Raw genomic sequence first — 25,256 nt, forward strand, 5'->3', positions numbered from 1 at the left:
TTTTTTATGCTCTCTATATTCTCATATTTTCAATCAAATGTGGTATAGTCCGGTACAATTTGACGCATTTAAAATTTATCACAAAAAAAGACCATCAATTAGATGGCCATTCATTTTTTTATTCAATTTATTTATGCACACAGTTCATTATCCGGTATACATACATAAGGTTTTCCTTTGATACAGCATTTTCTATATCCTTGAAAACAATCTTGAACACATCTTTCAATTCCTCCCTGAATTCCTTTTAACCCAGATCTTGTAATTTTCCTTAAGTTTTCCATAATATTGGTTATTAGTATTTTATGTAATTGTGAATTTAAACAAATATTTTGAATAAAACAAGGATCAAAAATATTTAAATTGTTGTTATTAATACTATTTCGAAAAAAAAATTCGCTTTGGTTTTCTCCTGTAAATTAAGTTGTTTAAAAACTTTTTTGATTAATTTCAATTATTTAATCTTTATTTTGTATAAACATGTATTTAGTTTACCTGAAAAAATTATTTAAACCTGTAAGAATTACCGTCCCAAACATACGTTTTCGAAGATCTTTTCTTTTTTTCACGATCGTTATCATCTTTTTCCATTTCTTCCATCTTAAAAATAAAAGCATCTGGAATTCCGCCTTTATCGTTTGGGAAAACAAATTTTTCGGAATGATAATAAACACCGGCATCACTCACATTTATTAACTGCGGCAGGGAAATCAACTTTTTGCTTTTCAATAGAATATACTGGTCATAAGTCGGAACACCGCAGGCACCACCGGAAGTGGTTGCTTTTAGCGTAAGCTCAGCATCTTTCAGCTCATGGCCGCTTTCAATGCTAAAGCCTGCAAAATTTAAGTTTTCACCGGAGCCTGTTTCAAAAGAAACTTCATCTAAAAGAACATTTCCTTTCAACATCTTTACAGAAGCATAATTCTGTGGGACCGAGCCATCAAAATCAGGACTTTTCTTATTTAATGTTTTTGTTAAGCCAAAAAGAAAATCGTAGCCGTTTTTATTTCGATATCCTACTGCTAAATTTCCGCCCCAAACGTAACCTTCAGAAGTCTTATCACCTTTCTGATATGATATTTTGTACCAATTGGCTCTTCTTTCGCCGAGTTTCAGGATCGTTTCATCTTTTTTAAGAATCAAAACTTGCCAGTTCGTCTGTAAAGAATCTAAAATCTGAGCATTGACGTTGGGAGATTGCCGGATTCTCGTCCAATCGGTAAATATTTTCTGTGTTTTGTTTTCTTCAAATTGAAAAACTCCGTTTGCATAATCATAATTATCTTCCTGCGCAGAAAAAATCTGAACAGTGAATAGAAATAAAATTGGGAGTAAGGTTTTCATATTAATATTTTGCAGTGTTTATTTTTCAAGCAATAAACTTACCCATTCTTCGCGCTGAAGCTGTTTTTTAAGCTCTAAACCGTTTTCTCTGCAAACCTCCAGAATGTCATCCACATCAAAGAAACACAATCCGGAAAGCAGCAGTTTTCCGCCTTTATTCAATACCGAAACATACGTCGGGATATCTGAAATTAGGATATTCCTGTTGATATTCGCCAAAATAATATCGTAATGTTCTTTACCTAAATTTTCAGCCGTTCCCAGTTCTATATCCAGTTCCACATTATTTCTTACTGCATTTTCTTTGGAGTTTTCAACGGACCATTCGTCGATATCAATAGCTTTTGTATCTCCTGCTCCGATCTGTTTTGCATAAATAGCCAGAACCGAAGTTCCGCATCCCATATCCAGAACTTTCTTATCCTTGAAATCCATATCCATCATCTGCTGAATCATGAGATGTGTTGTTGGATGATGCCCTGTTCCGAAAGACATTTTCGGCTGGATTACAATTTCATGCATTCCCGGGACTGATTCGTGAAATTCTGCACGGATCAGCACTTTATCATCAATATTGATAGGCTCAAAGTTTTTCTCCCATTCTTCATTCCAGTTGATATTCGGCATTTCTTTGAAGGTATACTCGATTTTCACCTCCTCATTCTGAAAAAGCGGAAGCGTTTTTAAATCTTCTTCTTTAAATAAATCTTTTTGAATATATCCCAAAATACCGTCTATTTCTTCTGTGAAGCTGTCGAAACCGATTTCAATAAGCTCTGCCATTAATATTTCGTTCCAAGGCTGAAGCGGAGAAATTTTGAAATTAAATTCTAAATAATTTTGCATGTGAATAATTTGTTGCAAAAATAAAGAATTAACAGTAAAATCTTCGCTGTTAGTATTAGCAATGTCACACTGAGCCTTTCGAAGTGTTTTTAACGCAAAGAGCACAAAGTTTTCTTTAAAATTATTGAACATATTTTTCGTTCGCAAAGACGTTTCACTCAGCAAAGATTGATCATTTGTCATTGCGAGGAGAAGCCATTTTTTTGAGATTGCTTCGTTGTTTCTCTCCTTACAATGACAATTATGCATAAAAAAAGCGAACAAAGTCCGCTCTTGTTGATTATGTTTCATGTCTAAAAACATTAGACTCTGAACATTAAACTTAAACCGTTTAAGGATTTGTAGAGAAAATTGAGGCATTTGCAATCAATGCTCTTCTGTTCATTTTTAAAATATCCCTTACCCATTCTGCAAAATCTTCCGGCTGAAGCACTTTTTCAGGGTTTCCGTCTGTAAGGCCTCCCTGAATCGACATATCCGAAGCAATCGTACTTGGCGTAAGGGTGATTACTCTGATATTCTGTTTTCTCCATTCTGCCATCATGGACTGTGAAAGGGAAACAACCGCTGCTTTTGAAGCTGCATAAGCTGACATATTCGGTCCGCCTTTTAAACCCGCAGTTGATGCGACGTTAATAATATCGCCCTCTCCTTTCAATTTCATAAAAGGATGTACTGCTTTTGCTGCATAATACACTCCGAAAAGATTGGTTATAATAACCTGTTCCCAGGTTTCGGAAGGCATATCTTCAATGGAACCGAAGTCACCGATTCCTGCATTGTTGATCAGGATATCGATTCCTCCCAACTGTTCTGCCAATGATTCGATACCTGCTTTTACATGAATTTCGTTGTCGATGCTGAATACAGCATATCCCGCGTTTACTCCAAATTTACGGATTTCATCGACCGTCATTTTCAGGTTTTCTTCGTTTCTTCCTGTAATTCCGATATGTACTCCTTCTGCGGCCAAAGCAAGTGCAACTGCTTTACCCAGACCTCTTCCTCCACCGGTAATGATGGCATTTTTTCCGTTGATATTCATTTTTTTTAGAATTTATTTTATTCGCTGATGCAAATTTACGAAAGATGATTTGGAAAGAGAACTATAAAGTCTTATTGTGATCATTGATATAATGAATGTTCATATTAAATTTTATAAGATATAAACTTTGAAGATTAGATTAAGGTTAAGATTATTTAAAAAAATAAAACCGACCCAAAGCGGGCCGGTTTCTTTGAAAGTATAGTAATAAATGAAAATTAAGGTATAAGAATCTGATTTTGAACTTCAAATTCTTCTGAAGCTGAGAACTGATTTCCATACATATCCGTAGCTCTTACCTCAACTTTATGTTTTCCCAGCGAGAGTTTTTTAGAAAAATCTCCCGTCCAGATATGTTTTGATATTTCAGGGTTTGAAGGCCTTCTTCCCGGGAAAAGATTCTTCGTAGTATCCCATTTGAAAACCGACATCGCAAAACTTGGATCCACCGTTTCGTCGTACTGCATTTCTTCCCACCTTTCTCCGTCTATTCTGTATTCCACTTTATCTTTTTTGCTTCCCATAAAGAAATTGGCCAATACTTTTGCGGATGTTTTTGAAGGAAAAGGAATGACTTTAGGAACATATAAATTGATCTGATAATCTTCCGGCTTACCTGCAGTTTTATATTTAACCTTGTATTCATTATCGTTAAAGCTGATGAAAGAATAGCCTTTCGCCGTTCCGTCTCTCATGGTAGAAGTCGGCAGTCCGAGATCGTCTGATGTACCGGACCACCAGTCGCCGCAGGTAGTTCCTACATTATATTCGTGGAGGTCTTTAGAACCATTCCATCCTGCTTCCTTTCCATAGAAAAGCTGCTGCTGAATATGAGTATGAGCCGATAAAATCAACGCATTTTTAAATGGTGCTAAAAAGTCAAACAATTTCTGACGATCAGAATTCCTGAAGTTATCTTCATTTTTGTGTTCTAACGGAATATGGAAAGAAACAACGATAAGTTTGTTTTTATCCACAAGTTTAAGATCATTTTCGATGAATTTCATCTGATCTTCACGGAAGCCACCCCAGTATCCTTTTCCATCTCTCGGATCCGGATACAGGATATCATCCAAGATAATGAAGTGAACATTTCCGTAGTTAAATGAGTAATTCGCCGGTCCGAAATTAGATTCGAAAGTTTCATCAGAAAGCAAATCTTCTTTGGCTTCATAATTCATATCATGGTTCCCCATCACATTATACCAAGGTAATCCTACCTCCTTCATTACATCGGCATAAGGTTTCTGCAGACTGAGGTTATCTCCTACCAAATCTCCGAGACTGATTCCCAGAACCGCATTCTTCTTGGTATTTTTCACTTCGTTTACAATGGCTCTTTTAAAATAATCCAATTGCTTTTCAGTATAAGGCTGCGGATCTCCGAAAACCAGGATATCAAAATTTTTGCTTTCGTATTGTTTGTTCAGTGCAAAATTGATCTCTTTCGGAAGTTCTCCTGTTGGCGCAGATCCTTTGTATTTAAAATCTGCAGGTGAACCTTTCGGTTTGTACTGATAATAATATTGGGGTAAGTTATTCCCGTTTACCGGCGTCATATATCCTGAAGGCTTGATTACAAAAACCGACTGCCCTTCCTGGATGGGAAGACTGTATTTTCCGTTTTTATCTGTAAGAATTACCTGGATTCCGTTTGAAACAGCTACTCCTTCAATCCCTTTTTCTCTGTTTTCTTTTTTCTGATTTCTGTTGCTGTCTTCATATACATATCCAGAAACAGAAGCCTGTGAAAAAGCCATTGCTGAAATAAGCAGACACGGCATTAAAAATTTTATATTCATTGTATTGATATTTAATTAAGTTTTGGCTTAAGCCAATTTGACTATTTTTCTAGTAAGTAAGCTAAATCCCGATCTTTATTGATGAGTGTTAAGGTTTATTCCACCATACTTTTACATTGATATTATCACCGCCCATCTGCTGAACTGCCGACTGGTAATTTGTAGTATTTAATATTCTCGGATTTGGCGGGTACATCAACCTTGAAGGCATAACGCCGTTATTAAGCAACCCTCCGTTGTTCGGAAGTACAGGGAAGCCTGTTCTTCTTTTTTCAAACCACTGTTGCTGATCTACAAAGAACAGGGCAACATATTTCTGTAGCATGATTCTTTCTAAAGTCCCATTGTAAGCTACATTTGTATTAGCAAAATAATTGGCAGGCACAGTTGCTCCCCACTGTTCAATCGCTGCTTTTACTCCATTCTCGTAATAGGTTTGTGCATTTCCGGGAATAATTCCTTTAAAAGCCAGTTCGGCAAGAGTAAACTGCAACTCGGCATACGGATATATCAAAATATTCAGCGGTGCTTTCGCAAGGTTCTGGTTCATATTGGAAGGCTGATAATCGAAAGCTGTCCCGTAAGCATATCCTGACGGCGCACCTTTATACCCGATGTTTGCATTTCCGGGAATACTTTTAGCCTGTCCGAAAAACATGGCCATTCTCGGGTCATTGTTTGCTTTCAGGGTTTCAACAAAAAATGCTGAAGCTGCTCTACCGGTGGTAAAATCCTGCGGTCTGGTAATCGGAGGAAGAACCGGCGCAACACCTGTCACATTTATTTTTGCCGTTTCATTATTATTTTGAAAAACGGGATATTTAACAGGATCACTGATAATTTCCTGAATCCTCTCATTGACATTTACCTCACCATTTTTACTTAAAATCCTTGTTAACAGACGCAATGAAAGAGAATTACAGAATTTCTTCCAGTTTACAATTCCGTTGGCATCGCTTTCCGCCTTGTAGAAAATATCAGGACCGGTAAGCGGTTTTGTGGTAACGAAAAGTGAATTTGCCGTTTTTAGCTCGTCCAGCAGTTTTACATAAATATCTTTCTGCTTATCAAACTTTGGCTGTGAATTGCCTTCATCCTGGTTGGAAGCTTCGGAAAACGGAACATCACCATACGTATCCGTAAGATTAGAATAGATCCAGGCATTAAGAACCATTGCAATGGCAACGTAATTCGGATCATTATCTTTTTCAGCAGCCATTCTCATGTCTTTTACCTGTTTAAGCCATTTATAGCTATTGTTCCAGAAGCCTGCTCCCGTATTTTCGGTAATATTATATCTGCTGAGCGTATTTCCTTCATTCGGAAAGTCCAGGGAGACCTGCATCAGATCGAATGTAAAATCATTAGCTCTCATATAATTAACAGCTGCCATATTATATTCAACAGGAACGAGTAATTTTGAGGCTGCAGGTTCGCTGATCCTGCTGTTGTCTGTGTTTACTTCATCAAGGCTTCTGCTGCACGCTACCGGAACAGAACCGATGGCTGCAATTAATAATGTATTTACAAATAATTTTTTCATGTTTTCAGATTTTAAAATTTAACATTAAGCTGAACACCTACCGTTCTTGCTGTCGGCAATTGTCCCATTTCTACACCCGGGGTGATCTGATTATCATTCAATGTTGCGGCTTCAGGATCAAACAGTGGGAATTTCGTCCACATCCACAGGTTTCTTCCGAAAACCGCGAGGGTAAGCTCGGTTATTTTGAGCTGATCGGTAACATTTTTAGAGAAGGTGTAAGCAATTCTTGCGTCTCTAAGTTTGATGAAAGAAGTATCGAAAGTATTCGTCTCAACATTGGCTCTTCTGTAATAATCGGCGTAATAAGACGACAATAAAATTGGTTTTGTATTCGGAGAGAATGATCCGTCTGCGTTCTGCACTACACCTTCACCCACAATCATTCCTCCCGGATTTTCCCTTCCGAATAAAGTATGTTCCAACTTCCCTTGTTCTGTCATTTTGTGGTGCGACTGAGAATAAGCCATTCCTTTATACTGTCCGTCAAATGAGAAACTTACGGTAATTCCTTTATATCTGAATTCATTCTGGATTCCTGCCCTCCATTTCGGATAAGCATTTCCAATTTTCTTCATCTGTGTAGGTTTCGCGGTAAGACCATCCGTTGCATTATAAATAACCTGTCCGTCCGGAGCATACATGAGTCCGTAACCATACATATCTCCCAGTGAGCCGCCTACGAAAGCATTAAAGTAAACTACTCCGCCAACGCTTCCCATGGTATAAGGTTCCCCATTGAACTCTTCAGGCAGCGAAAGAATTTTGTTCCTGTTCATAGACCAGTTGGCATTAATGCTCCATGAGAATTTTTTATTTTTTACAGCAAAAGCATTCAGTGTCATTTCAAGACCTCTGTTTCTTACTTCACCGGCGTTGATTACTTTAGTGCTGTATCCTGTTTCCCATAAAGTAGGAATCCTGATAATCTGGTCTTTAGAATTGTTCTGATACGCTGTAATGGTATAATTAATTCTGTTTTTAAGAATTGTAAAATCCATCCCGCCTTCAATATTGGTGATCATATTCGGTCTCAGGTTTGGATTAGGGTATAAGGACGGAGACTCCACAGATCCTACGAAATCACTGTTGTTGTAGTATTTGATAAGCTGATAAGGATCCGTATCATTACCCACTTTAGACCAGGATGCTCTTAATTTCCAGTAATTAAAATGATCTGAAGACAGATTAAAAATATCTGAAAGAATAAACGATGTTGCGGCCGACGGATAGAAATAAGAACGGTTTTCTTTCGGCAGCGTACTGCTCCAGTCATTTCTCGCGGTAAGATCCAGGAATATTTTATTTTTATAGCTTAATGTTGCTAAAGCATAGGCACTGTTGACCTGCTTATCATTCGGTCTTGCGAATTTTGATATGTTTGAAATACCATTCGGCAGCGTATACACTCCAGGCTTCAGAAGACCTTCCGCGATATAATCATTCATTGTGTATTCCGTATAACGGATATTCCCACCGGCAGATGCACTAAAATCGAATTCACCGAATGAATTTCTGTATGTGAATAAAATATCATTATTCAAATCCATCAATCTTATATGCTGTTCCCTATACATTCCCTGAAGATAGTTGGCAGAACTCCAAGGTCTTTTTTGGGTACGAAGCTCGTTGTTCAGCTCCATTCCCGACCTCACCATTACGTCTAAGTTTTTAGTGATCTTATAGTTAAGATTTACATTTCCGGTAAGGAAATTTTTATCAACCCCATTCAGCATTTCATAAGCGATGAGGTACGGATTATCAATAAATGAGCTGAACGGATGGATCTGGTCAACCTGTTCTTTGCCTTTTTTCCATATCGGTCTGTACCACGAAAGATCAACATTTGGATTCTGGAAAATCATGAAATAAGAAATCGACTGATTGCTGTAACCGGTAGCCGGAAGATTGTCACTTTTTGTTTTATTGTAATTTACTTTGATTCCGATTTTTAATTTTTCACTCAGTTTATGGTCCACCGAAAAAGCGGCGTTGAACCTGTCGAAACCGGTGTTCGGCATCATCCATTCATTTTTTAAATAGGTTAAAGATGATCTGAATGATGTATTCTCATTGGATGCTTCTACCGAAATGTTATTTGAAAAGGTAGTTCCTGTTTCCCAAAACCCTTTGATATTATCTTTGTAAGGCTGCCAGAGTTTTCTTTCAGTACTTTGTCCTTCCAGATCAGGATCATACTGGAAGTAATACTGTCCCGCAAACTTTGGCCCGAACGCGCTGCTGGTAGAACCGGTGTTGATTCCGTCTGCAGATGCTCCGTAAGAATAGAAAAAATTTCCCTGCGTATCTTTCTGAAGCGTTCCCTGTCCATATTCGTACTGGTAATCCGGCCATTTCAGAACCGTATCGTAACTAGAATATGAATTTAAACTTACCTGAACTTTTCCTTTTTTGCTTTTCCCGGATTTTGTAGTGATCATGATGGCACCACCGGCACCTCTTGAGCCGTATAAAGCAGATGCTGTAGATCCTTTGAGAACAGTAATAGACTCGATATCATCAGGATTAATGGTATTGATCCCGTTTCCGTAATCAATAGGTAAATCTGCCTTGGCTCCTGCACCGTATGCCGAGAATCCTGTTCCTGTAGTATTATTGTTCAGAGGAACGCCGTCTACTACGATCAGGGCATTGTTCTGATCAGGGTTCATAGAGATATCTCCTCTTAGTTTAATAATAGAACTTCCCAGCGGTCCGGCTCCGGCTGTCTGTATTTTAAGACCTGCCACTTTACCTTCAAGTGCCTGCGACCAGTTGTTGTTCTGAGTTTTTAATATTTCTTCAGATTTAATAGTCTCCGCAACATATCCTAAAGATCTGTCCTGTCTTTTGATTCCCAATGCTGTTACGACAACTTCATCAATACTTTTAATCGTATCCCTTTTTGCATTTTCCTGGGCCATCACATTTACACTGACCAAACCTAATAATGATAATAGCAGTACTTTTTGTGTCTCTTTACGCATATCCTTTTTGTTTGCGCAAAATTAGTCCTACAATATGGTTAAGGTTTTAACTTGATTTTAACATTTATTAAAGGATTATTAAACTCTATATTAATTTATGTTTAACGAATATCTATACCAGTATGGTTCACAACTGTTTAAATTCATTAAGGATTTTTAATACCTTTTTTAGAAGACATATCCCTACCTTTATTGGCTTTTTCGGTGAAAACAAAACACACCACACACGTACCACAAATAATAAATTATTGCGAAATAGTCCCCTCAGCAGAAAATAAAAAAGTCTGCCTCAGGAGACAGACTTATCATTAAATTTTAAGCTATTTATTTCAGCTGATCCGGAATATTGGTCGTAATAAATCCAATACCTTGTTTTTTCAGTTCGTCTGAAACGGCAATATCATTTACCGTCCAGGCATTGGTTATTAAACCTAATGCTTTTGCTTCGGAGATCCATGTTGGATTTTTCTGGAAAACACTGTAGTGATAATCCAGCCCGTCCAGTCCTTCTTCTTTGATCTGCTGTGGAGAAAGCTCTCCTTTCAGATACTGAACTTTAAATTTCGGTTCCAGCTTTTTGATTTCTTTGCAGATATTCAGGCTGAAGGAGATAAATTCACACTGTGTATCCAGCTTCATATCTTTGATCATTTTAATAGTCTTTGCCGTGAGCTCATCTTCCTTTTCTTTTGTTTTATCCGGTTTTATTTCAACGATAAGCTTCAAGGCTTTATCTTTTTTTCCCTGCTTCAGATAATCTTTTAATGTAGGAAAAGGCTCACCGTTGGAAAGCTTTACTTTTTTGAGCTCTTTAAAATCCGTTTCGGAAATTTCCATTTTTGCATGATGCTCATCATGATTTACCACCAGCACACCGTCTTTCGTCATGCGTACATCGAATTCGGAACCATAAATTTTTAGGCTCTGTGCATTTTCAAGTGATTTCAGAGAATTTTCCGTGGTTGGCGTCTGTGTCTGCCAATATCCTCTGTGTGCGATAATCCGGGTTTGTGCCTTCATGAAAACGGTGCTTACAACTGCTAACCCTAAGATAACTTTTTTCATAATACAAATAATTATTCTTTATTGAAATTCCGCCAATCCTATCATTCAAAGAAAAAGCGGATAAATGAATGAACAAATTTAGAAAGACATTTGTGATAATGCTTTACATCGAATATAAAATTAATATTAATTCTAATCATCAAAATCTCCCCAATACTTATTATTTTTGCTGGAAAGACAGAATCTCATGCCTGACAATATCGAAACTATACAGCAAAGAATAGAAGATCTTAGAAAAGAACTTCACCAGCACAACGAAAACTATTATCTTCTTGACACGCCTACGATCACAGATTATGATTTCGATATGCTTCTTGAAGAGCTCAGAGATCTGGAAGCAAAATATCCTGAATTCTATGATGAAAACTCTCCTACGATGAGAGTAGGAGGCGGAATTACAAAAGTATTTCCAACCGTTCAGCATAAATACAGAATGTATTCCCTTGATAATTCTTATGATTTCGACGATTTGGAAGACTGGGAAAAAAGGATCATTAAAGCGATAGATGAACCTGTAGAATTTGTAGCCGAGCTGAAATACGACGGAGCCTCTATTTCTATTTTGTATGAAAATGGAAAGCTTGCTCAGGCAGTCACGCGGGGCGACGGCTTTCAGGGAGATGAAATCACAGCGAATGTGCGCACTATTTCCGATGTTCCGCTAAAGCTGAAAGGTGATTTTCCTGCTCATTTTTTTATGCGCGGCGAAATTTATTTAACCCGAAAAAATTTCGATAAAATCAATAAACAGCGTGAAGAAGATGGCCTGGATCCATTCATGAACCCTAGAAATACCGCCAGCGGAAGCCTTAAAATGCAGGACAGCGGTGAAGTAAGAAAACGCGGACTATCATCAGTTTTATATCAATATATTTCCGAAGAAATTCCTGCAGAGTCTCATTGGGAACTTTTAGAAAAAGCAAAATCCTGGGGTTTCAAAACATCTCAACAGGCAAAGCTTTGCAAAACACTTGCTGAAGTAAAAGAATTTATTACATACTGGGACATCGAAAGACACAATCTTCCTTTTGAAATTGACGGAATCGTTTTAAAAGTCAATTCCTTAAAACAACAACGACAGCTTGGCTATACGGCAAAATCTCCACGTTGGGCGATGGCTTATAAATTCAAGGCCGAAAAAGTGGAAACCGAACTCCAGACCGTTACGTATCAGGTGGGAAGAACCGGCGCCATTACTCCCGTTGCCAATCTTAAGCCCGTATTGTTGGCAGGAACCATTGTTAAAAGAGCTTCTCTCCACAATGAAGATATCATTAAAAAGCTGGATCTGCATGAACATGATTTCGTGTATGTAGAAAAAGGAGGTGAAATTATTCCTAAAATCGTAGGTATAAATAAAGAAAAAAGAACTGCCGAAAGCAAAGAAATAGAATATATCAGACATTGCCCGGAATGCGGAACGGAGCTGGTGAAAATTGAAGATCAGGCCATTCATTTCTGCCCGAATGAACTGCACTGTCCGCCACAGGTGGTAGGAAGAATGATCCATTATGTTTCCCGGAAGGCTTTAAATATTGATAATCTCGGCAGCGAAACCATTGAACAGCTATACAGAGAAAGACTCATTGAAAACCCTGCTGATTTTTATGTTTTGAAAAAAGAACAGCTGCTACCATTGGAAAGAATGGCGGAAAAATCTGCACAGAATATCATCTCAGGAATCGAAAAATCCAAGGAAATTCCTTTTGAAAAAGTATTGTATGGAATCGGAATAAAACACGTGGGAGAAACGGTTGCCAAGAAGCTGGTTAAGAATTTCCCTTCCATAGAAGAGCTCAAAAATGCCACAGTGGAAGAGCTTTGCCAGGTAGAAGATATCGGAACCAAAATCGCAGTAAGCATTGTAGATTTCTTCGCTAATCCGGAAAATATCCTGATGATTGAAAGACTGAAATCGTATGGTGTTCAGCTTGAAAAAGGAGAAAGTACCAATGAAGTTTTATCGAATGTCCTGGATGGAAAGACCTTCCTTTTCACCGGAAAATTATCCTTATTCACAAGAGAAGCAGCGGAAGAAATGGTGGAAAAACACGGCGGAAAGAATATTTCAGCAGTCTCTAAAAACCTGAATTATCTGGTGGTAGGTGAGAAAGCCGGCAGCAAGCTGAAAAAAGCCCAGGATATCGGAACCATTGAAATTCTTGATGAACAGCAGTTTCTGGATCTTATAGAGAAAAAGTAAATTACCATGGCTGTCTTCGGACAGCTTTTTTTATAATGTAAAATGATTTCATTCATATTCTGTAAAAAATATTTTATCTAATTTTATTCTGGCTATTAAATTATTACGCATGGAATTTCTAAAAGATCACTCTATCCAGAATGAATTGCTGCTGATTTTTATTTCAGTGGTCCTTGGAATAATGATTGGTGCAGAACGCGAATACCGTAATAAATCTGCCGGACTGCGCACTTTCATTCTGATTTGCTTCGGGTCCTGTCTCTTTACCATTCTTTCCATAAAAATCGGGGTGGATGATCCTGACCGTATTGCTGCCAATATCATTACAGGAATCGGCTTCCTGGGAGCCGGAGTTATTTTCAAAGGGGATAATAAAATAGACGGAATTACAACAGCCACTACAATATGGGCAACAGCTTCCATCGGGATGGCCGTTGGATCAGGATACGTTTATCTCGCAGTTTTAGGAACCGTTTTAATACTTCTGATACTCAGTTCGCTCACCAGTTTAGAAAAGCTGATCGACAGAGAACATAAGATCAGGGAATACAAAATTGCCGTCAATAACTATCATGACATACCGTATTGTGAAGAGCTTTTCAGAAAACATAACCTGAAATATTCCGTTTCAAAGCAGCAGTATACACAGGGAAATCTTTCTACCTCATGGATTATTACCGGAAAAAATATTAATCATGAAGCTTTAATGAAAAGCCTGATGGAGGATGATCACATTATCGCCTATCAGTTTTAGCAATAAACTGTTTCAAACTTTTTTATTTAACCACAAAGGAACAATAGCATTTTGACACATTAGATAAAGGATAAAGCCTCACGATTATTTTAGAAGATATTAGTTCTTCAAAATTTTTGACTTTTTATTCTTTCGAAAGCTTTAATTACTTCATGAAACATCTAATAGTATATCTTTTGACTCTTTTGTTGCTAAATTAGACTGCTTAAAAAAGTAGTGTATTTTTTTCTCAATTTTAAATTTTTCAGTGAAAATTTTTATCTCAACATCATCAACATTGCACGGAATAGTTATTAGCAAAAATCTACAAATCACTCATTTTCAACAATAAAACAGACAATATACCGCAAAATTTCAAACTCATAATTTCTTCGTAAATTGGAGCAAAATTTTGATTATGACGAAAAAGATACTTTTATCCGTATTTCTTTTGCCGGCTGTAATGACATTTGCACAGCAATACGGAGGAATGTGGATCCCGACAGAGCTGAATGAAAAGGAAATGAAAGATCTGGGAATGAAAATCTCTGCAAAAGACATCTTCAACCCGCAGAAAGCAAGCATTAAAGATGCGGTAGTACAGTTCAACGGCGGGTGTACTGCAGAAATCATTTCTCCAAAAGGCCTTCTGCTTACCAATCATCATTGTGGATACGGACAGATTCAGGCGCATTCAACGGTTCAGAATGATTTATTATCAAACGGGTTCTGGGCTAAAAATACCGAAGGTGAACTTCCGAATCCCGGTGTAACCGTTGATTTTATAGTTGATATTAAAGAAATTACCGGTCAGATTTTACAGGGTACAGACCACCTTACAGAACCTGAACTCTCTAAACAGATTGCCAAAAATATTGAGATTTACAAAAACTCTCAGAAAACCGAACCTTACCAGTCTATTTCCGTAAAATCAATGTATTACGGAAATAAATTTTATGCCTATACTATTGAAACGTATAAGGATATCCGTTTGGTAGGCGCACCGCCGCAAAGCATAGGGAAATTTGGTTCCGATACTGATAACTGGGTTTGGCCGAGACATACGGGAGATTTCTCAATGTTCAGGATTTATGCTGATAAAAACAATAAACCTGCGGAATATTCCAAAGATAATGTTCCTTATGTTCCCAAACATTACCTTCCGGTTTCCATTAAAGATAAAAATGAAAATGATTTCACTTTTGTTTTCGGATTCCCGGGAAGAACCACGGAGTATCTTCCGGCCATTGCCGTTGAAAAAATCATGAAGGAGATCGACCCGGCAAGAATTGCGGTGAGAGATATCGCATTGAAAACATTAGATGAAAAAATGCGTACCGATGATGCCACTCGTATTCAGTATGCTTCAAAATATGCATCGGTAGCCAATTACTGGAAAAAATGGATCGGCGAAGTAGAAGGTTTGAAAAAATCGAATGCCGTAGAGAAAAAAATGAAGTATGAGGCTTCGTTGGCTGCTAAAAATCCTGAAATTAAAACAACCCTTGATCAACTCACCAAGCTCTATAACGATCAGGCTCCTTTTGCGTTAAACAATGCTTATTATTCTGAAACCATCAGAAATGCAGAAACGCTGATGCTTGCTAACCTTTATTACAGTTATATCTCTGCCGTGGAAGCAGGAAGAATGGATGAAAAAGGTACCGCAGCTTTAAAAAACAGATTAGCTTCTTTTTATAAGGATTACAATGCCGAACTTGATGCAAAAGTTACAGCAAAACTGCTTGCTTTGTATGCCAATAAAACAGATGCTCAGTTTTTACCTGCCGGATTCGAGAAGTATAAAAATGAAACTCAAAGCATTCAGGTTATTGAAGATGCCTCTAAAAATTCTATCATTACAGGAAGAAGTGATGTGAACGGTGCTTCTTTAAGCAAGGATATTGATAAAGCATTTTCCAATCAGGATAAATTAATCAAAACCCTTAAAAAAGATCCTGTTTTCCAGATTTATTTAGCACTTAGAGACACTTATATGACCAAAGCGGATCCTCAGTTTATGGCACTTCAGACAAAGATTGATGCGCTGCAGAAAACCTATATGGCTCAGCAGATGGCAACGGATAAAGACCGAAAATTCTTCCCGGATGCCAACTCTACCCTTCGGGTAACCTATGGAAAAGTAAAAGGTTCTTCACCAAGAGACGCCGTTTCTTATAATTATCAGACCCACTTAGCCGGCGTAATGGAAAAATATGTTCCGGGAGATTATGAGTTTGATGTGCCTAAAAAACTAATCGATCTTTATGATAAAAAAGATTTTGGACAATATAAAGATAAAACAGGAGATGTTCCCGTAGGATTTACTGCAACCAACCACACAACAGGAGGAAACTCAGGAAGCCCGGCGCTTGATGCCTACGGAAATCTTGTAGGATTAAACTTCGACCGACAGTGGGAAGGAACAATGAGTGATATTAACTATGATCCGCGTTTCAGCAGAAACATCATGGTGGATACGAAATATATTCTTTTCATCATTGATAAATTTGCCGATTCCAAATGGCTGATTAATGAAATGAAAGTTGTAAAATAGTTTTTAATAAAGTAATATCAAAGTCCCGAAAGTTTTTTCGGGATTTTTTGTTTGAAATAAATTATAAACATATATCAAAAATTTTTATATAAATCAAAAAACGTAAAATATTACAACCCTGCACTTTAGTCAAATAACACACCGCTGCCGCGCGATTGTATCGCGCGAAATAAATAAACCTAAATATTAAACATTCTGAAAACAACTATATCCTCCAGAAGCCCTTTCTCGTCGGCATAATCTATAGCACTACTGTATCGGTACTCTTCCGCATTTGTTACAAGTCCTGCTTTTACAGGATTTTTATGGGTATAATTAATCTTTTGCCAGATTACTCTGTTGCTCCATAACTCAATTGGATGATTATCATGTCTCCAAAATTGATACTGATTGACGTTAGATGTTTTTAAACCTTCTTTCAGGAAAAAGTTTAATAAGAATTTGTTTCTGGGTTCTTTTGCGTTTTCTTTTATTGCTGAAACAACGGCCTTGCTGGTAAACCTTTTGAAATCGCCTAATAAAAGCTCCGGTTTTTGGCCATTCACACTTCGGAAAACCAAATGTACATGATTGGGCATAATACACCAGGCATGTATTTCCATTCCTTTATTTTTCTGACAGAATCTTAAACTTTTCAACAGCAGCTCTATATATTCATCTTTTATAAAGACATTCAGCCAGCCGACAACAGCAAAGCTTACGAAATACAGCCCTTCGGGATTATGGAATTTGTAATTTCTACTCATCAATGTATGTTTTGATAAAGATAAAAATTTATAAGATAAATAAAACAAAAAGCCACGCGATGGAATCGCGCGGCAGCTTATGATTATTTTATTAAATTTTTAATGTCCAAAGATATCTTTTAATGTTACTTCTTTAAAAGTTCCCATCTGAGAAACAGCGTTCATATTCAGGTTTTCTTTTTTCCCGATAATAGCTGTATTAAAATGGACCGATTTAATGTAATTATTATAAAATTCCTTAACATCTTCAAAAGTCAGTTTTTCAATCTGCTGATAAATATCTTTCCTGAAATCATGATAAATATTAAGTTTTTTGAGTCGTAACGTATTAAAGAAAATATTCGTTCTGGTAACTCTCGCGGAAGCAATCTGCTTTAAGGCTGCATTTCTGGCGTTTTCAAACTGTGCCGGAACTTCAGGAAGTTCATTCATCAGTTCGGTAAGGGTATCTACGGCAATCTGCAGTTTATCCGGCTGTGTCCCGATATACGTTGTGATATAATCAGGATGATGGAGTTCCGAATTGGCAGCGTAAGAAACATACGCAGAATAAGCAAGACTTTTACTTTCACGGATCTCCTGGAAAACAATCGAAGATAAACCTCTTCCGAAATATTCATTGAATACATTAATTTTTCCGAAATTTCCTGTATCCACCATTTGCCCTTTTCCGATTCTGCTCATTTCCATCTGTACCATGTCGTAGTTTGTGAAATAAACATTTCCCGTAGTTTCCGGCTCCGGATATTTTTTAGGTTCGGGAATAGCCAGGCTTTCCGTTTCGATATATTTTCCGATATATTCTTTAAAACTTTCAAAGTTTCTTCCGTAAAAAAAGATCTGATATGGAAACCTGAATAAATTCTTCATTCTTTCCGTAAAAACTTCAACATTTGTGCTTTCAAGCTCTTCTTTTGAAATAATATCTGTAAACCTTGAAAACGAGCCGAGTTTGGTATAATTCGTTAAAGCCGTCATGATACGGGCTTTGTCTTTTTTTACTGCTGCACGGTTTTCAAGCACTGTTTCTACAAACTGGTTATAAATTTCCTGATCCGGCTGTACTTCTTTCATCCAGTGCTGGAGAAGTTCGATCCCTTTAGGAATATTTTCTTCAAGTCCCGCCAGTGAAATCGTAAGCTGATCATTAGCCGTTTTAAAATCATTGGTAATTCCGATCTTAAAAAATTCCTTCTTAAGATCATCCGGTGAAAATTTTTCCGTACCTAAATATTGAAGAACCTGAGTGGAAATACCAAGATCCCGGTCATGATCGCTCCCAAAAGGAAAAATAAAATGCACCTGGGCAATATCATTGCTTTTATTTTTTACAAAACTCAGTTTTTTATCTTTAATACTATCCGTGAGAATCTCTTTCTGATAATCGATAAACTCAGGCTGAATATCTTCCGTTTTTTCAGCTAAAATCTCCCGGAGGAATTCAGATTGAGCTTCACGGTTGATCTTTACCGGTGTGATTCCGGGATTTTCCACACGAATCAGCTTATCATTGGTTCCTTTTTCTTTTTTAACAATGACGTAGTTGTCTTTGAAAAATTGGTTGGCAAAATTTACTACCTCATCCTTTGTAAATGCTGCATATTCATCCATTTCATTGAGTTCCTGTTCCCAGGTTCTGCCTTTGATGTAGGTATCGTAAAGATTGGTAGCCAAGCCGTCTGCTGTTTCCAGCCCCTTCATTCTCTGCACTTTAAAATCATTAATGATGGCCTTTAGCGTCCAGTCCGGGAAGTTTCCTTTTTTTACCAGTTCAACCTGTTCCAGCACAAGATTTTTTGCTTCATCCAATGTCTGTGTTTCTTTAGGAACCGCAACAATGGAGAAATATCCGTACTGCTTTAACCCTACTGAAAATGCCTGTCCCCAAAGCAGTTTCTGGGTCTGGTTGATATTCAGGTCTATCAATCCGGCCTCTCCCCTGTTGCTCAAAATATTGGCTACAATATCAGCAAGCATGGCTTCCTTTGTTCCGTAGCTTTCGGTTCTCCAGGCGAGCTGAACTCTTGGTGTGGTAGGACTTTTCACGGTTCTTTCTATAATTTCCGTGATAGGCTTTTCTGTAACAGCAGTTTTTTTAGGCAATTCCCGGTAAGGAATTGTTCCGAAATACTGATCTACAAGTTTAATAGTATCATCAAAATCAAGATCTCCTACCAAAACCATTGCATAATTATTTGGGACGTAATATTCATCAAAATATTTATGAATCGCTTTCATGGAAGGATTTTTCAGATGTTCCGCCTTTCCCAGGGTGGTTTGCTGCCCGTTGGGATGATTGGGAAAAAGTGCGTCCATCAGTTCGTACTGAACCAGCCTGGAGTCATTATCCTGTGCCCTGTTGAATTCTTCATACACCGATTCAAGCTCAGTATGGAAAAGTCTCAACACCAGCTCCGAAAATCTTTCTTTTTCAATTTTCAGCCACTTTTCCAGTTCATTATTGGGAATATTATTTTTATAAACGGTTTCATCAAACCAGGTGTGGGCATTGGTTCCCGTAGCGCCTAATGAAGAAATTGCCTTGTCATATTCATTTGCAATAGCATATTGGCTTGCTTCCTGAGAAAGTTCATCTATCTTCCGGTAAATGGTTTTCTTCTTTTCCGGATCAGCCGTTGCTTTATGTTCTTCAAACAAATCCGAAATCCGGCTCAGCAACTCATTTTCTTTTTCCCAATCCTGTGTACCGAGTTTTGAAGTCCCTTTGAACATCATATGCTCAAGATAATGGGCAAGCCCGGTATTATCGGCCGGATCATTATTGCTTCCCGTGCGTACCGGAATATAAGTCTGGATTCTCGGAGCGTCAAAATTCTGGGCAATAAATATCTTCAGTCCGTTTTTTAAAGTATAAATTCTTACGTTATTTTCATCATTGGAAACGGTAATATATTCGTAATTTCCATCTTTATGAATCGTTTCACTGTATTTTTTATCTGTCATATCAATCATTTTCATTCTTACATCAGAATGCCATACAAATGTAAGGAATAGAAAATGAACTGTGTATGTTTTGTCACGATTAGCATACCTTACTAAAATTGTAAATTCCTGAATACTGTTTGTTCATTTGATTAAATTAAATGCCTAGGAGATTTAAAATAAAAATAAATTAAGTCTGATCTGAATATTTTTATTTTATCTTCGAGACTAAAAAGACTCCATGATGAGCAAAAAGGCTTGCCTACAAATCTAAAAGACTGAAAAACCAGTCTAAAAGGCTCATCGATGAAGCAAAAAGACTCAACGATGAGCCTAAAAGGATCAAAAACCAGCCTAAAAGGCTCAACGACGAGGCAAAAACACTCAACGGTGAGCCTAAAAGGTTCAACAACCAGCCTTGGAGGTTCAAAATTGAAGCAAAAAGGGTGGTTTTAAAACGATCATGTTAAAAAATTACCCATAACCCCTCCGGTTAATCCTTTCCACATTTCCCTATTAAAAGAACTCTTTTTCTTATATTTGTTTTTTATGGACAATATGGACGCAACACAAGATAAAAGATTATTCCTGATCGATGCTTATGCAATGATTTTCAGAGGATATTATGCTCTGATCAGAAATCCGAGACTCACCAGCAAAGGCCTGGATACTTCAGCCATTTTCGGATTTACCAATTCCCTGATTGAATTAATCAGAAGGGAAAAGCCTACTCATCTTGCGGTGGTTTTTGATGTGGGTGAAGCCAGTATTAGAACGGGAGATTTTTCAGAATATAAAGCCAACAGGAGTGAAACACCGGAAGCCATCCAAAATGCGATTCCATACATCCACAGAATTCTGCAGGCCATGCATATTCCTATCCTGGGTGTTCCCGGTTATGAAGCGGATGATGTGATCGGAACCATTGCATGTAAAGCTGAAAAAGAAGGCTATACAACATTTATGGTAACTCCGGACAAAGATTTTGCACAGCTGGTTACCGATAAAATTAAAATTTACAAACCCGGATTAAAGGGTGGAGATATCGAAATTTTAGGCGTAGACGAAGTGAAAGCCAAATATGAAATTGAAGATCCTAAACAAGTCATAGATTTCCTGGCGATGATGGGAGATTCAGTCGATAATATTCCGGGACTTGATGGTGTGGGTGAAAAAACTGCGATGAAATTCCTGAAGGAGTTCGGAAATATTGAAACTCTTTTAGCCAACACCGACAAATTAAAAGGTAAATTAAAAGAAAAAGTAGAGGCTTCCGCCGAGCGTGGAATTTTGTCTAAAAAACTGGCCACCATTATCTGCGATGCCCCTGTGGAATTCCATCAGGAACAATATGATCTGGAGACTCCGGATTTTGAAAAGGTAAAAGAAGTTTTTGACGAAATAGAATTCAGAAGGCTGTATGAAAATCTTTACCGAGCCTTTTCTCCGGCCGCCACAGGAACTGTTGTGGTTGCAGAAATAGACGTTACCATTGCCGAAACTCCGCAGCAAAAAGTGGCACAGGCAGTGGGACAGCTTGATCTGTTTGCCACGTATGAAGAGCTGGATCAGGCCACATCTACCAAATCTACCATCGAACAGAACGATCATCTGTATCAGTTTATCGATAATCCGAAAGCACAGAAAATCCTTGTTGACAATTTACTAAAACAACGGGTTGTCTGCTTTGATACCGAAACCACTTCTCTTAACGAACTTGAAGCCGAGCTGGTGGGGATGAGTTTCAGCTACAAAAAAGGTTTGGCCTATTATATTCCTCTTTCTGAAGATCAGGGTGAAGTATTGCAGACGCTTGAGATTTTCAGGCCGTTTTTCGAAAAGGAAGATCTGATCAAAGTAGCGCATAATTTAAAATTCGATTATAAAATCCTGAAAAGATATAATATCACCGTGAAGGGCGCAATGTTCGACACGATGATCGCACATTATCTCCTGAATCCTGACGGAAGACACGGAATGGATTATCTTTCTGAAATATACCTGGGGTATAAACCTGTTTCCATTGAAACCATTATCGGTAAAAAGGGAAAAAAACAGGGAAATTTCAGGGATGCAGATCTCAGGACACAGACCGATTATGCGGCAGAAGATGCCGATGTCACTTTCCAGCTTTACGAACTTTTCGCCCCACAGCTTAAAAAGGAAAATTTAGAAGATCTTTTTTTCAAGATAGAAATGCCGCTGATGGAGGTTTTGGCTAAAATGGAGCTGGCCGGAATTTCCCTTGATGAAAAATGGCTTGCCCAGGAAAGTGTAGATCTGGAAAACGATCTGAAGCAGCTGGAAGCCAAAATTTTTGAACTTTCAGGAGAAGAATTCAACGTCAACTCTCCGAAACAGCTGGGAGATATCCTTTTCGAAAAGTTGCAGCTGGACCCGAAAGCCAAGAAAACCAAAACCGGACAATACGCGACTTCGGAAGATATCTTGCAGAAGCTTGCGTCCAAACATGAGATTATTCAGCATATCCTTGAATACAGAACATATCAGAAATTAAAATCAACTTACGTTGATGCATTACCGTCACAGATTGAAAAATCGGACAACCGCGTTCATACGAATTTCTCACAGACAACTGCCGCAACGGGCCGTCTGGCGAGTGTCAATCCGAATCTTCAGAACATTCCGATCAGAACGTTGAGAGGTCAGCAGATCCGTGGTGCTTTTGTGGCGGGAGAAGGTAAAAAGATTATTTCTGCCGATTATTCACAGATCGAGCTTCGTCTCATTGCTGAAATTTCCGGAGAAGATAATATGATTAAGGCTTTCCAGAACGGAGAAGATATTCACGCTTCGACAGCGGCAAGGCTGTTTAATATTCCGCTTGAAGAGGTTTCAAAAATCCAGAGAAGCCAGGCGAAGACCGTCAACTTCGGGATTTTGTACGGACAGGGCGCTTTCGCTCTTGCAGAGCAGACCGGATTGTCCAGAAGTGAGGCGAAACAGATGATCGATGCGTATTATGCTACTTATCCGAAACTGAAAGAGTATATGGCAGAGCAGGTGAAAAGAGCCCGTGAAATAGGTTATGTGGAAACCATTCTGGGAAGAAAGCGTCATTTGAAAGACATCAATTCGAATAATTTTGTGGTTCGCGGACACGCCGAGAGAAATGCCGTAAATGCCCCGATTCAGGGAAGTGCCGCGGATGTGGTGAAAATGGCGATGATTAAAATTCAGAAAGAACTTGAAAAAGAAAAATTAAAAACCAAAATGCTGCTGCAGGTACATGACGAATTGGTTTTTGAAGCTCCGGCCGATGAAATCGAAGTAGCCACCAACATCATTAAAATGGAAATGGAAAATGCTATTGAAACGCAGGTTCCATTGCTGGTGGAGGTAGGTGTTGGGAATAACTGGCTGGAAGCGCATTGATTTAACCATATAGATGCTTCGACAGGTTCAGCATGACAATGCTAATATTAACTAACTGTTTAAACGGTGAATTTTTAGTAATGTTATATTGAGCCAGTCGAAGCATTTTTCATTATCTGTTGTAAGAATGCGGCAGCTTTACTTTTTTTAAATTTTCAATTTCCTTATTCATTTTTTCTTCCCAACCTTTTCCATTTCTTTTATCAAGATAAGGCTTTACCGTTTCTTTATATTTTTGTTGTCCTTCACCATCAATTATATCAACAATACAACCTGTATTGAAATAGCTTATTCCGAATTTTTTCCGGATACTGTCTATTTTATTCTGCGTTTTGGTATCATATTCCGGAATAGGAAGTCCACCTGCAAACCGGTACATAATTTTGTCTTTTTTGATATCTTCTTTTGCCTGCTGAACATATTCATTTTCAGATTCTTTAATGGCTTTTCGGGTTGATATGTAAGTAGCTGCATCAAAATATATAACATAGCTTAACAATATACCACAGAATACGGTAAATACTAAAAGAAATTTATTTTTCGGATTTAAATTTTTAATCCTCAAATGACTAATCAGCCAGGCAATCAAAGCAAATATAGCCAAAGCGATCAAAAGATATTGCGGCCTGCTTTCCAATATAATTGTCCGAACATCAGATTTTCCCGGATATATAAGAAGATAGCCACCTAAAGTATGTACTGCAATAAACAACAGTACAACAACAATATTAATTGTGAGCAGCTTTCTGGAAACCATGATTTAATTTATGATAAAGCTAAGGTAAAAAATGCGGCAAACATGATCCCGCTAATCAGCAAAATAAAAATGGCAAACTTCTTAATATCTTCCAGTTCTCTGCCATCTTTCAGAATAAGCTTTCTGAATCCTCCGGAAATGAGCGTCATTAAAGCAGTAAGAAAAAGCAAACCCAGTGCGGTGCAGATTCCAAATCCAAAAGGTCCACCGGATCTTTTCTGCAAGAAAAAAGGCAGAATATCATACAAAAGAAGAATATTCCAAAGGAGAATAAATACCACCGGAAAAAACGGCTTCAATGGAAATCCGCCCTGTCTCTGCTGACGGATGATCTGCTGATCTTTTTCGGTAAGAGGAAAATTGGCTTTCTCCAAAAATCCGGTCTGTTTAATCTGGCTGATCACAAATTCAGGATCTTTCATGGTCCAGAAAATCACGTTCTGATTATAATTTTCTACTCTGTGTAAAATTTTAATTCCCTGTCCGATAAGAGGAATAGCCATATAAGGTTTAATCGAAATAATATCCTGCGGCTGGAAAATAACATTTCCGGCAAGTGAAGCATTTATTCTGAGCGTATTTTCGTCAGCATAAAGGTTGGCAAAAGGATAACTTGCATTTACTCTTCCAATTCTCGCACCGCCTGTAAGTTTAAATTGTTTCATGGTTTAGTTTATTTTGTCATTCTGGTAATGGCCAGATCATTGGTAGGTTTAATTCATAACTAATAAGGATAGTTCCATTTGATCCTATCGAGTTCTTTGTCAAGCTCATGTCGCAGAATTTCATTTTTTATCTGCCACTCATTATAATTTGATAGTGTGAAGCTTTGATATATTTTTAAAAGTTTAATTAAATCTTCCTTAAACAGGCGAAAACCTTCATAGGGACCATCAAGATCATACATTGAATATTCTGAAAATCCGTAAAGCAGATACTGCTCATCTTTCGTAAGTCTTTCTTCATAAGAAATTTCACAGATTATCTTAAGCGCTTTTTTAAATTCCAAAGATTTTGTATTTAACAAATGATAAAGAATTCCGAGTATTGCCCTGCAAACAATTTCCATATCAGCATTTTGAGAATTCCTGTCTAATATGGTAATTAAATCATGAGTAGAATTTGTTGTGGAGATTTCAATAAACTCATATTCGGATGTTTTCTCTGAGGACAGAATTTCATCCGACCAACCTGTTATAAAATCATTTGTAATAATACCGTACTTTCTTAATTCGGCAAAAACTTTTAATAAATTTTTGTAATTTTTTATATTCTCTGCCATGAAA

Annotated in this window: 17 protein-coding genes; 4 read left to right on the plus strand and 13 right to left on the minus strand. The window is 37.7% G+C overall.

Going from position 1 to position 25,256, the window contains the following annotated elements; translation table 11 throughout:
- Positions 1-131: 131 nt before the first annotated feature.
- From U9K52_RS21405 to U9K52_RS19675, 8 genes are all read right to left on the minus strand, one after another.
- On the minus strand, positions 132-284 hold the full coding sequence (locus U9K52_RS21405; RefSeq protein WP_412059343.1) for a bacteriocin-like protein: 153 nt from the start codon (positions 282-284) through the stop codon (positions 132-134).
- A 220-nt stretch (positions 285-504) separates the two neighbouring features.
- Positions 505-1,347, minus strand: a complete 843-nt coding sequence (locus U9K52_RS19645; protein ID WP_322927832.1) for an SH3 domain-containing protein — start codon at positions 1,345-1,347, stop codon at positions 505-507.
- 18 nt (positions 1,348-1,365) lie between these two features.
- The gene (gene prmA / locus U9K52_RS19650) at positions 1,366-2,193 is read right to left on the minus strand and encodes a 50S ribosomal protein L11 methyltransferase (protein ID WP_263602511.1); all 828 of its coding nucleotides are present in this window, start codon (positions 2,191-2,193) and stop codon (positions 1,366-1,368) included.
- 331 nt (positions 2,194-2,524) lie between these two features.
- On the minus strand, positions 2,525-3,238 hold the full coding sequence (locus U9K52_RS19655; protein ID WP_322927833.1) for a 3-ketoacyl-ACP reductase: 714 nt from the start codon (positions 3,236-3,238) through the stop codon (positions 2,525-2,527).
- A 218-nt stretch (positions 3,239-3,456) separates the two neighbouring features.
- Positions 3,457-5,040, minus strand: a complete 1,584-nt coding sequence (locus tag U9K52_RS19660) for a calcineurin-like phosphoesterase C-terminal domain-containing protein (protein ID WP_322927834.1) — start codon at positions 5,038-5,040, stop codon at positions 3,457-3,459.
- 88 nt (positions 5,041-5,128) lie between these two features.
- Positions 5,129-6,583: a SusD/RagB family nutrient-binding outer membrane lipoprotein gene (locus U9K52_RS19665; RefSeq protein ID WP_322927835.1), complete on the minus strand. Its 1,455-nt coding sequence runs from the start codon at positions 6,581-6,583 to the stop codon at positions 5,129-5,131.
- Between the two features lie 11 nt (positions 6,584-6,594).
- Positions 6,595-9,570, minus strand: coding sequence for a SusC/RagA family TonB-linked outer membrane protein (locus U9K52_RS19670; RefSeq protein WP_322927836.1), 2,976 nt, complete (start codon positions 9,568-9,570; stop codon positions 6,595-6,597).
- A gap of 324 nt (positions 9,571-9,894) precedes the next feature.
- A complete protein-coding gene (locus U9K52_RS19675) occupies positions 9,895-10,635 on the minus strand; it encodes a glycerophosphodiester phosphodiesterase family protein (protein WP_263602506.1) in 741 nt (246 codons plus the stop codon).
- Between the two features lie 187 nt (positions 10,636-10,822).
- On the opposite strand from U9K52_RS19675, the gene ligA reads away from it, so the two are divergent.
- The 3 genes from ligA (at position 10,823) to U9K52_RS19690 (ending at position 16,128) form a co-directional block, all read left to right on the plus strand.
- The gene (gene ligA, locus U9K52_RS19680) at positions 10,823-12,838 is read left to right on the plus strand and encodes an NAD-dependent DNA ligase LigA (protein WP_322927837.1); all 2,016 of its coding nucleotides are present in this window, start codon (positions 10,823-10,825) and stop codon (positions 12,836-12,838) included.
- 109 nt (positions 12,839-12,947) lie between these two features.
- Positions 12,948-13,592: an MgtC/SapB family protein gene (locus U9K52_RS19685; RefSeq protein ID WP_322927838.1), complete on the plus strand. Its 645-nt coding sequence runs from the start codon at positions 12,948-12,950 to the stop codon at positions 13,590-13,592.
- A 397-nt stretch (positions 13,593-13,989) separates the two neighbouring features.
- The gene (locus U9K52_RS19690) at positions 13,990-16,128 is read left to right on the plus strand and encodes a S46 family peptidase (RefSeq protein ID WP_322927840.1); all 2,139 of its coding nucleotides are present in this window, start codon (positions 13,990-13,992) and stop codon (positions 16,126-16,128) included.
- 179 nt (positions 16,129-16,307) lie between these two features.
- Here U9K52_RS19690 and U9K52_RS19695 read toward each other — a convergent pair whose 3' ends face one another.
- Together U9K52_RS19695 and U9K52_RS19700 are read right to left on the minus strand one after the other, a co-directional pair.
- Complete coding sequence (locus U9K52_RS19695) at positions 16,308-16,874, minus strand: REP-associated tyrosine transposase (RefSeq protein WP_248394473.1); 567 nt, start codon at positions 16,872-16,874, stop codon at positions 16,308-16,310.
- 99 nt (positions 16,875-16,973) lie between these two features.
- Entirely contained in the window at positions 16,974-19,838 is a 2,865-nt protein-coding gene (locus tag U9K52_RS19700) for a M16 family metallopeptidase (protein ID WP_322927841.1), read from the minus strand.
- Positions 19,839-20,375: 537 nt separating this feature from the next.
- On the opposite strand from U9K52_RS19700, the gene polA reads away from it, so the two are divergent.
- A complete protein-coding gene (gene polA, locus U9K52_RS19705) occupies positions 20,376-23,213 on the plus strand; it encodes a DNA polymerase I (protein ID WP_263603813.1) in 2,838 nt (945 codons plus the stop codon).
- 112 nt (positions 23,214-23,325) lie between these two features.
- Here polA and U9K52_RS19710 read toward each other — a convergent pair whose 3' ends face one another.
- The 3 genes from U9K52_RS19710 to U9K52_RS19720 are packed head-to-tail and all read right to left on the minus strand — an operon-like array spanning position 23,326 to position 25,252.
- Positions 23,326-23,970 carry a hypothetical protein gene (locus tag U9K52_RS19710; protein WP_322927842.1) on the minus strand — a complete coding sequence of 215 codons (645 nt, stop codon included), beginning with the start codon at positions 23,968-23,970 and terminating at the stop codon, positions 23,326-23,328.
- A gap of 8 nt (positions 23,971-23,978) precedes the next feature.
- Positions 23,979-24,635, minus strand: a complete 657-nt coding sequence (locus U9K52_RS19715) for a hypothetical protein (RefSeq protein WP_322927843.1) — start codon at positions 24,633-24,635, stop codon at positions 23,979-23,981.
- A gap of 59 nt (positions 24,636-24,694) precedes the next feature.
- Positions 24,695-25,252, minus strand: coding sequence for a hypothetical protein (locus tag U9K52_RS19720; RefSeq protein ID WP_322927844.1), 558 nt, complete (start codon positions 25,250-25,252; stop codon positions 24,695-24,697).
- Positions 25,253-25,256: the final 4 nt, after the last annotated feature.

The organism is Chryseobacterium sp. MHB01 (assembly GCF_034651565.1).
GTDB classification, from domain to species: Bacteria; Bacteroidota; Bacteroidia; order Flavobacteriales; family Weeksellaceae; genus Chryseobacterium; species Chryseobacterium nepalense.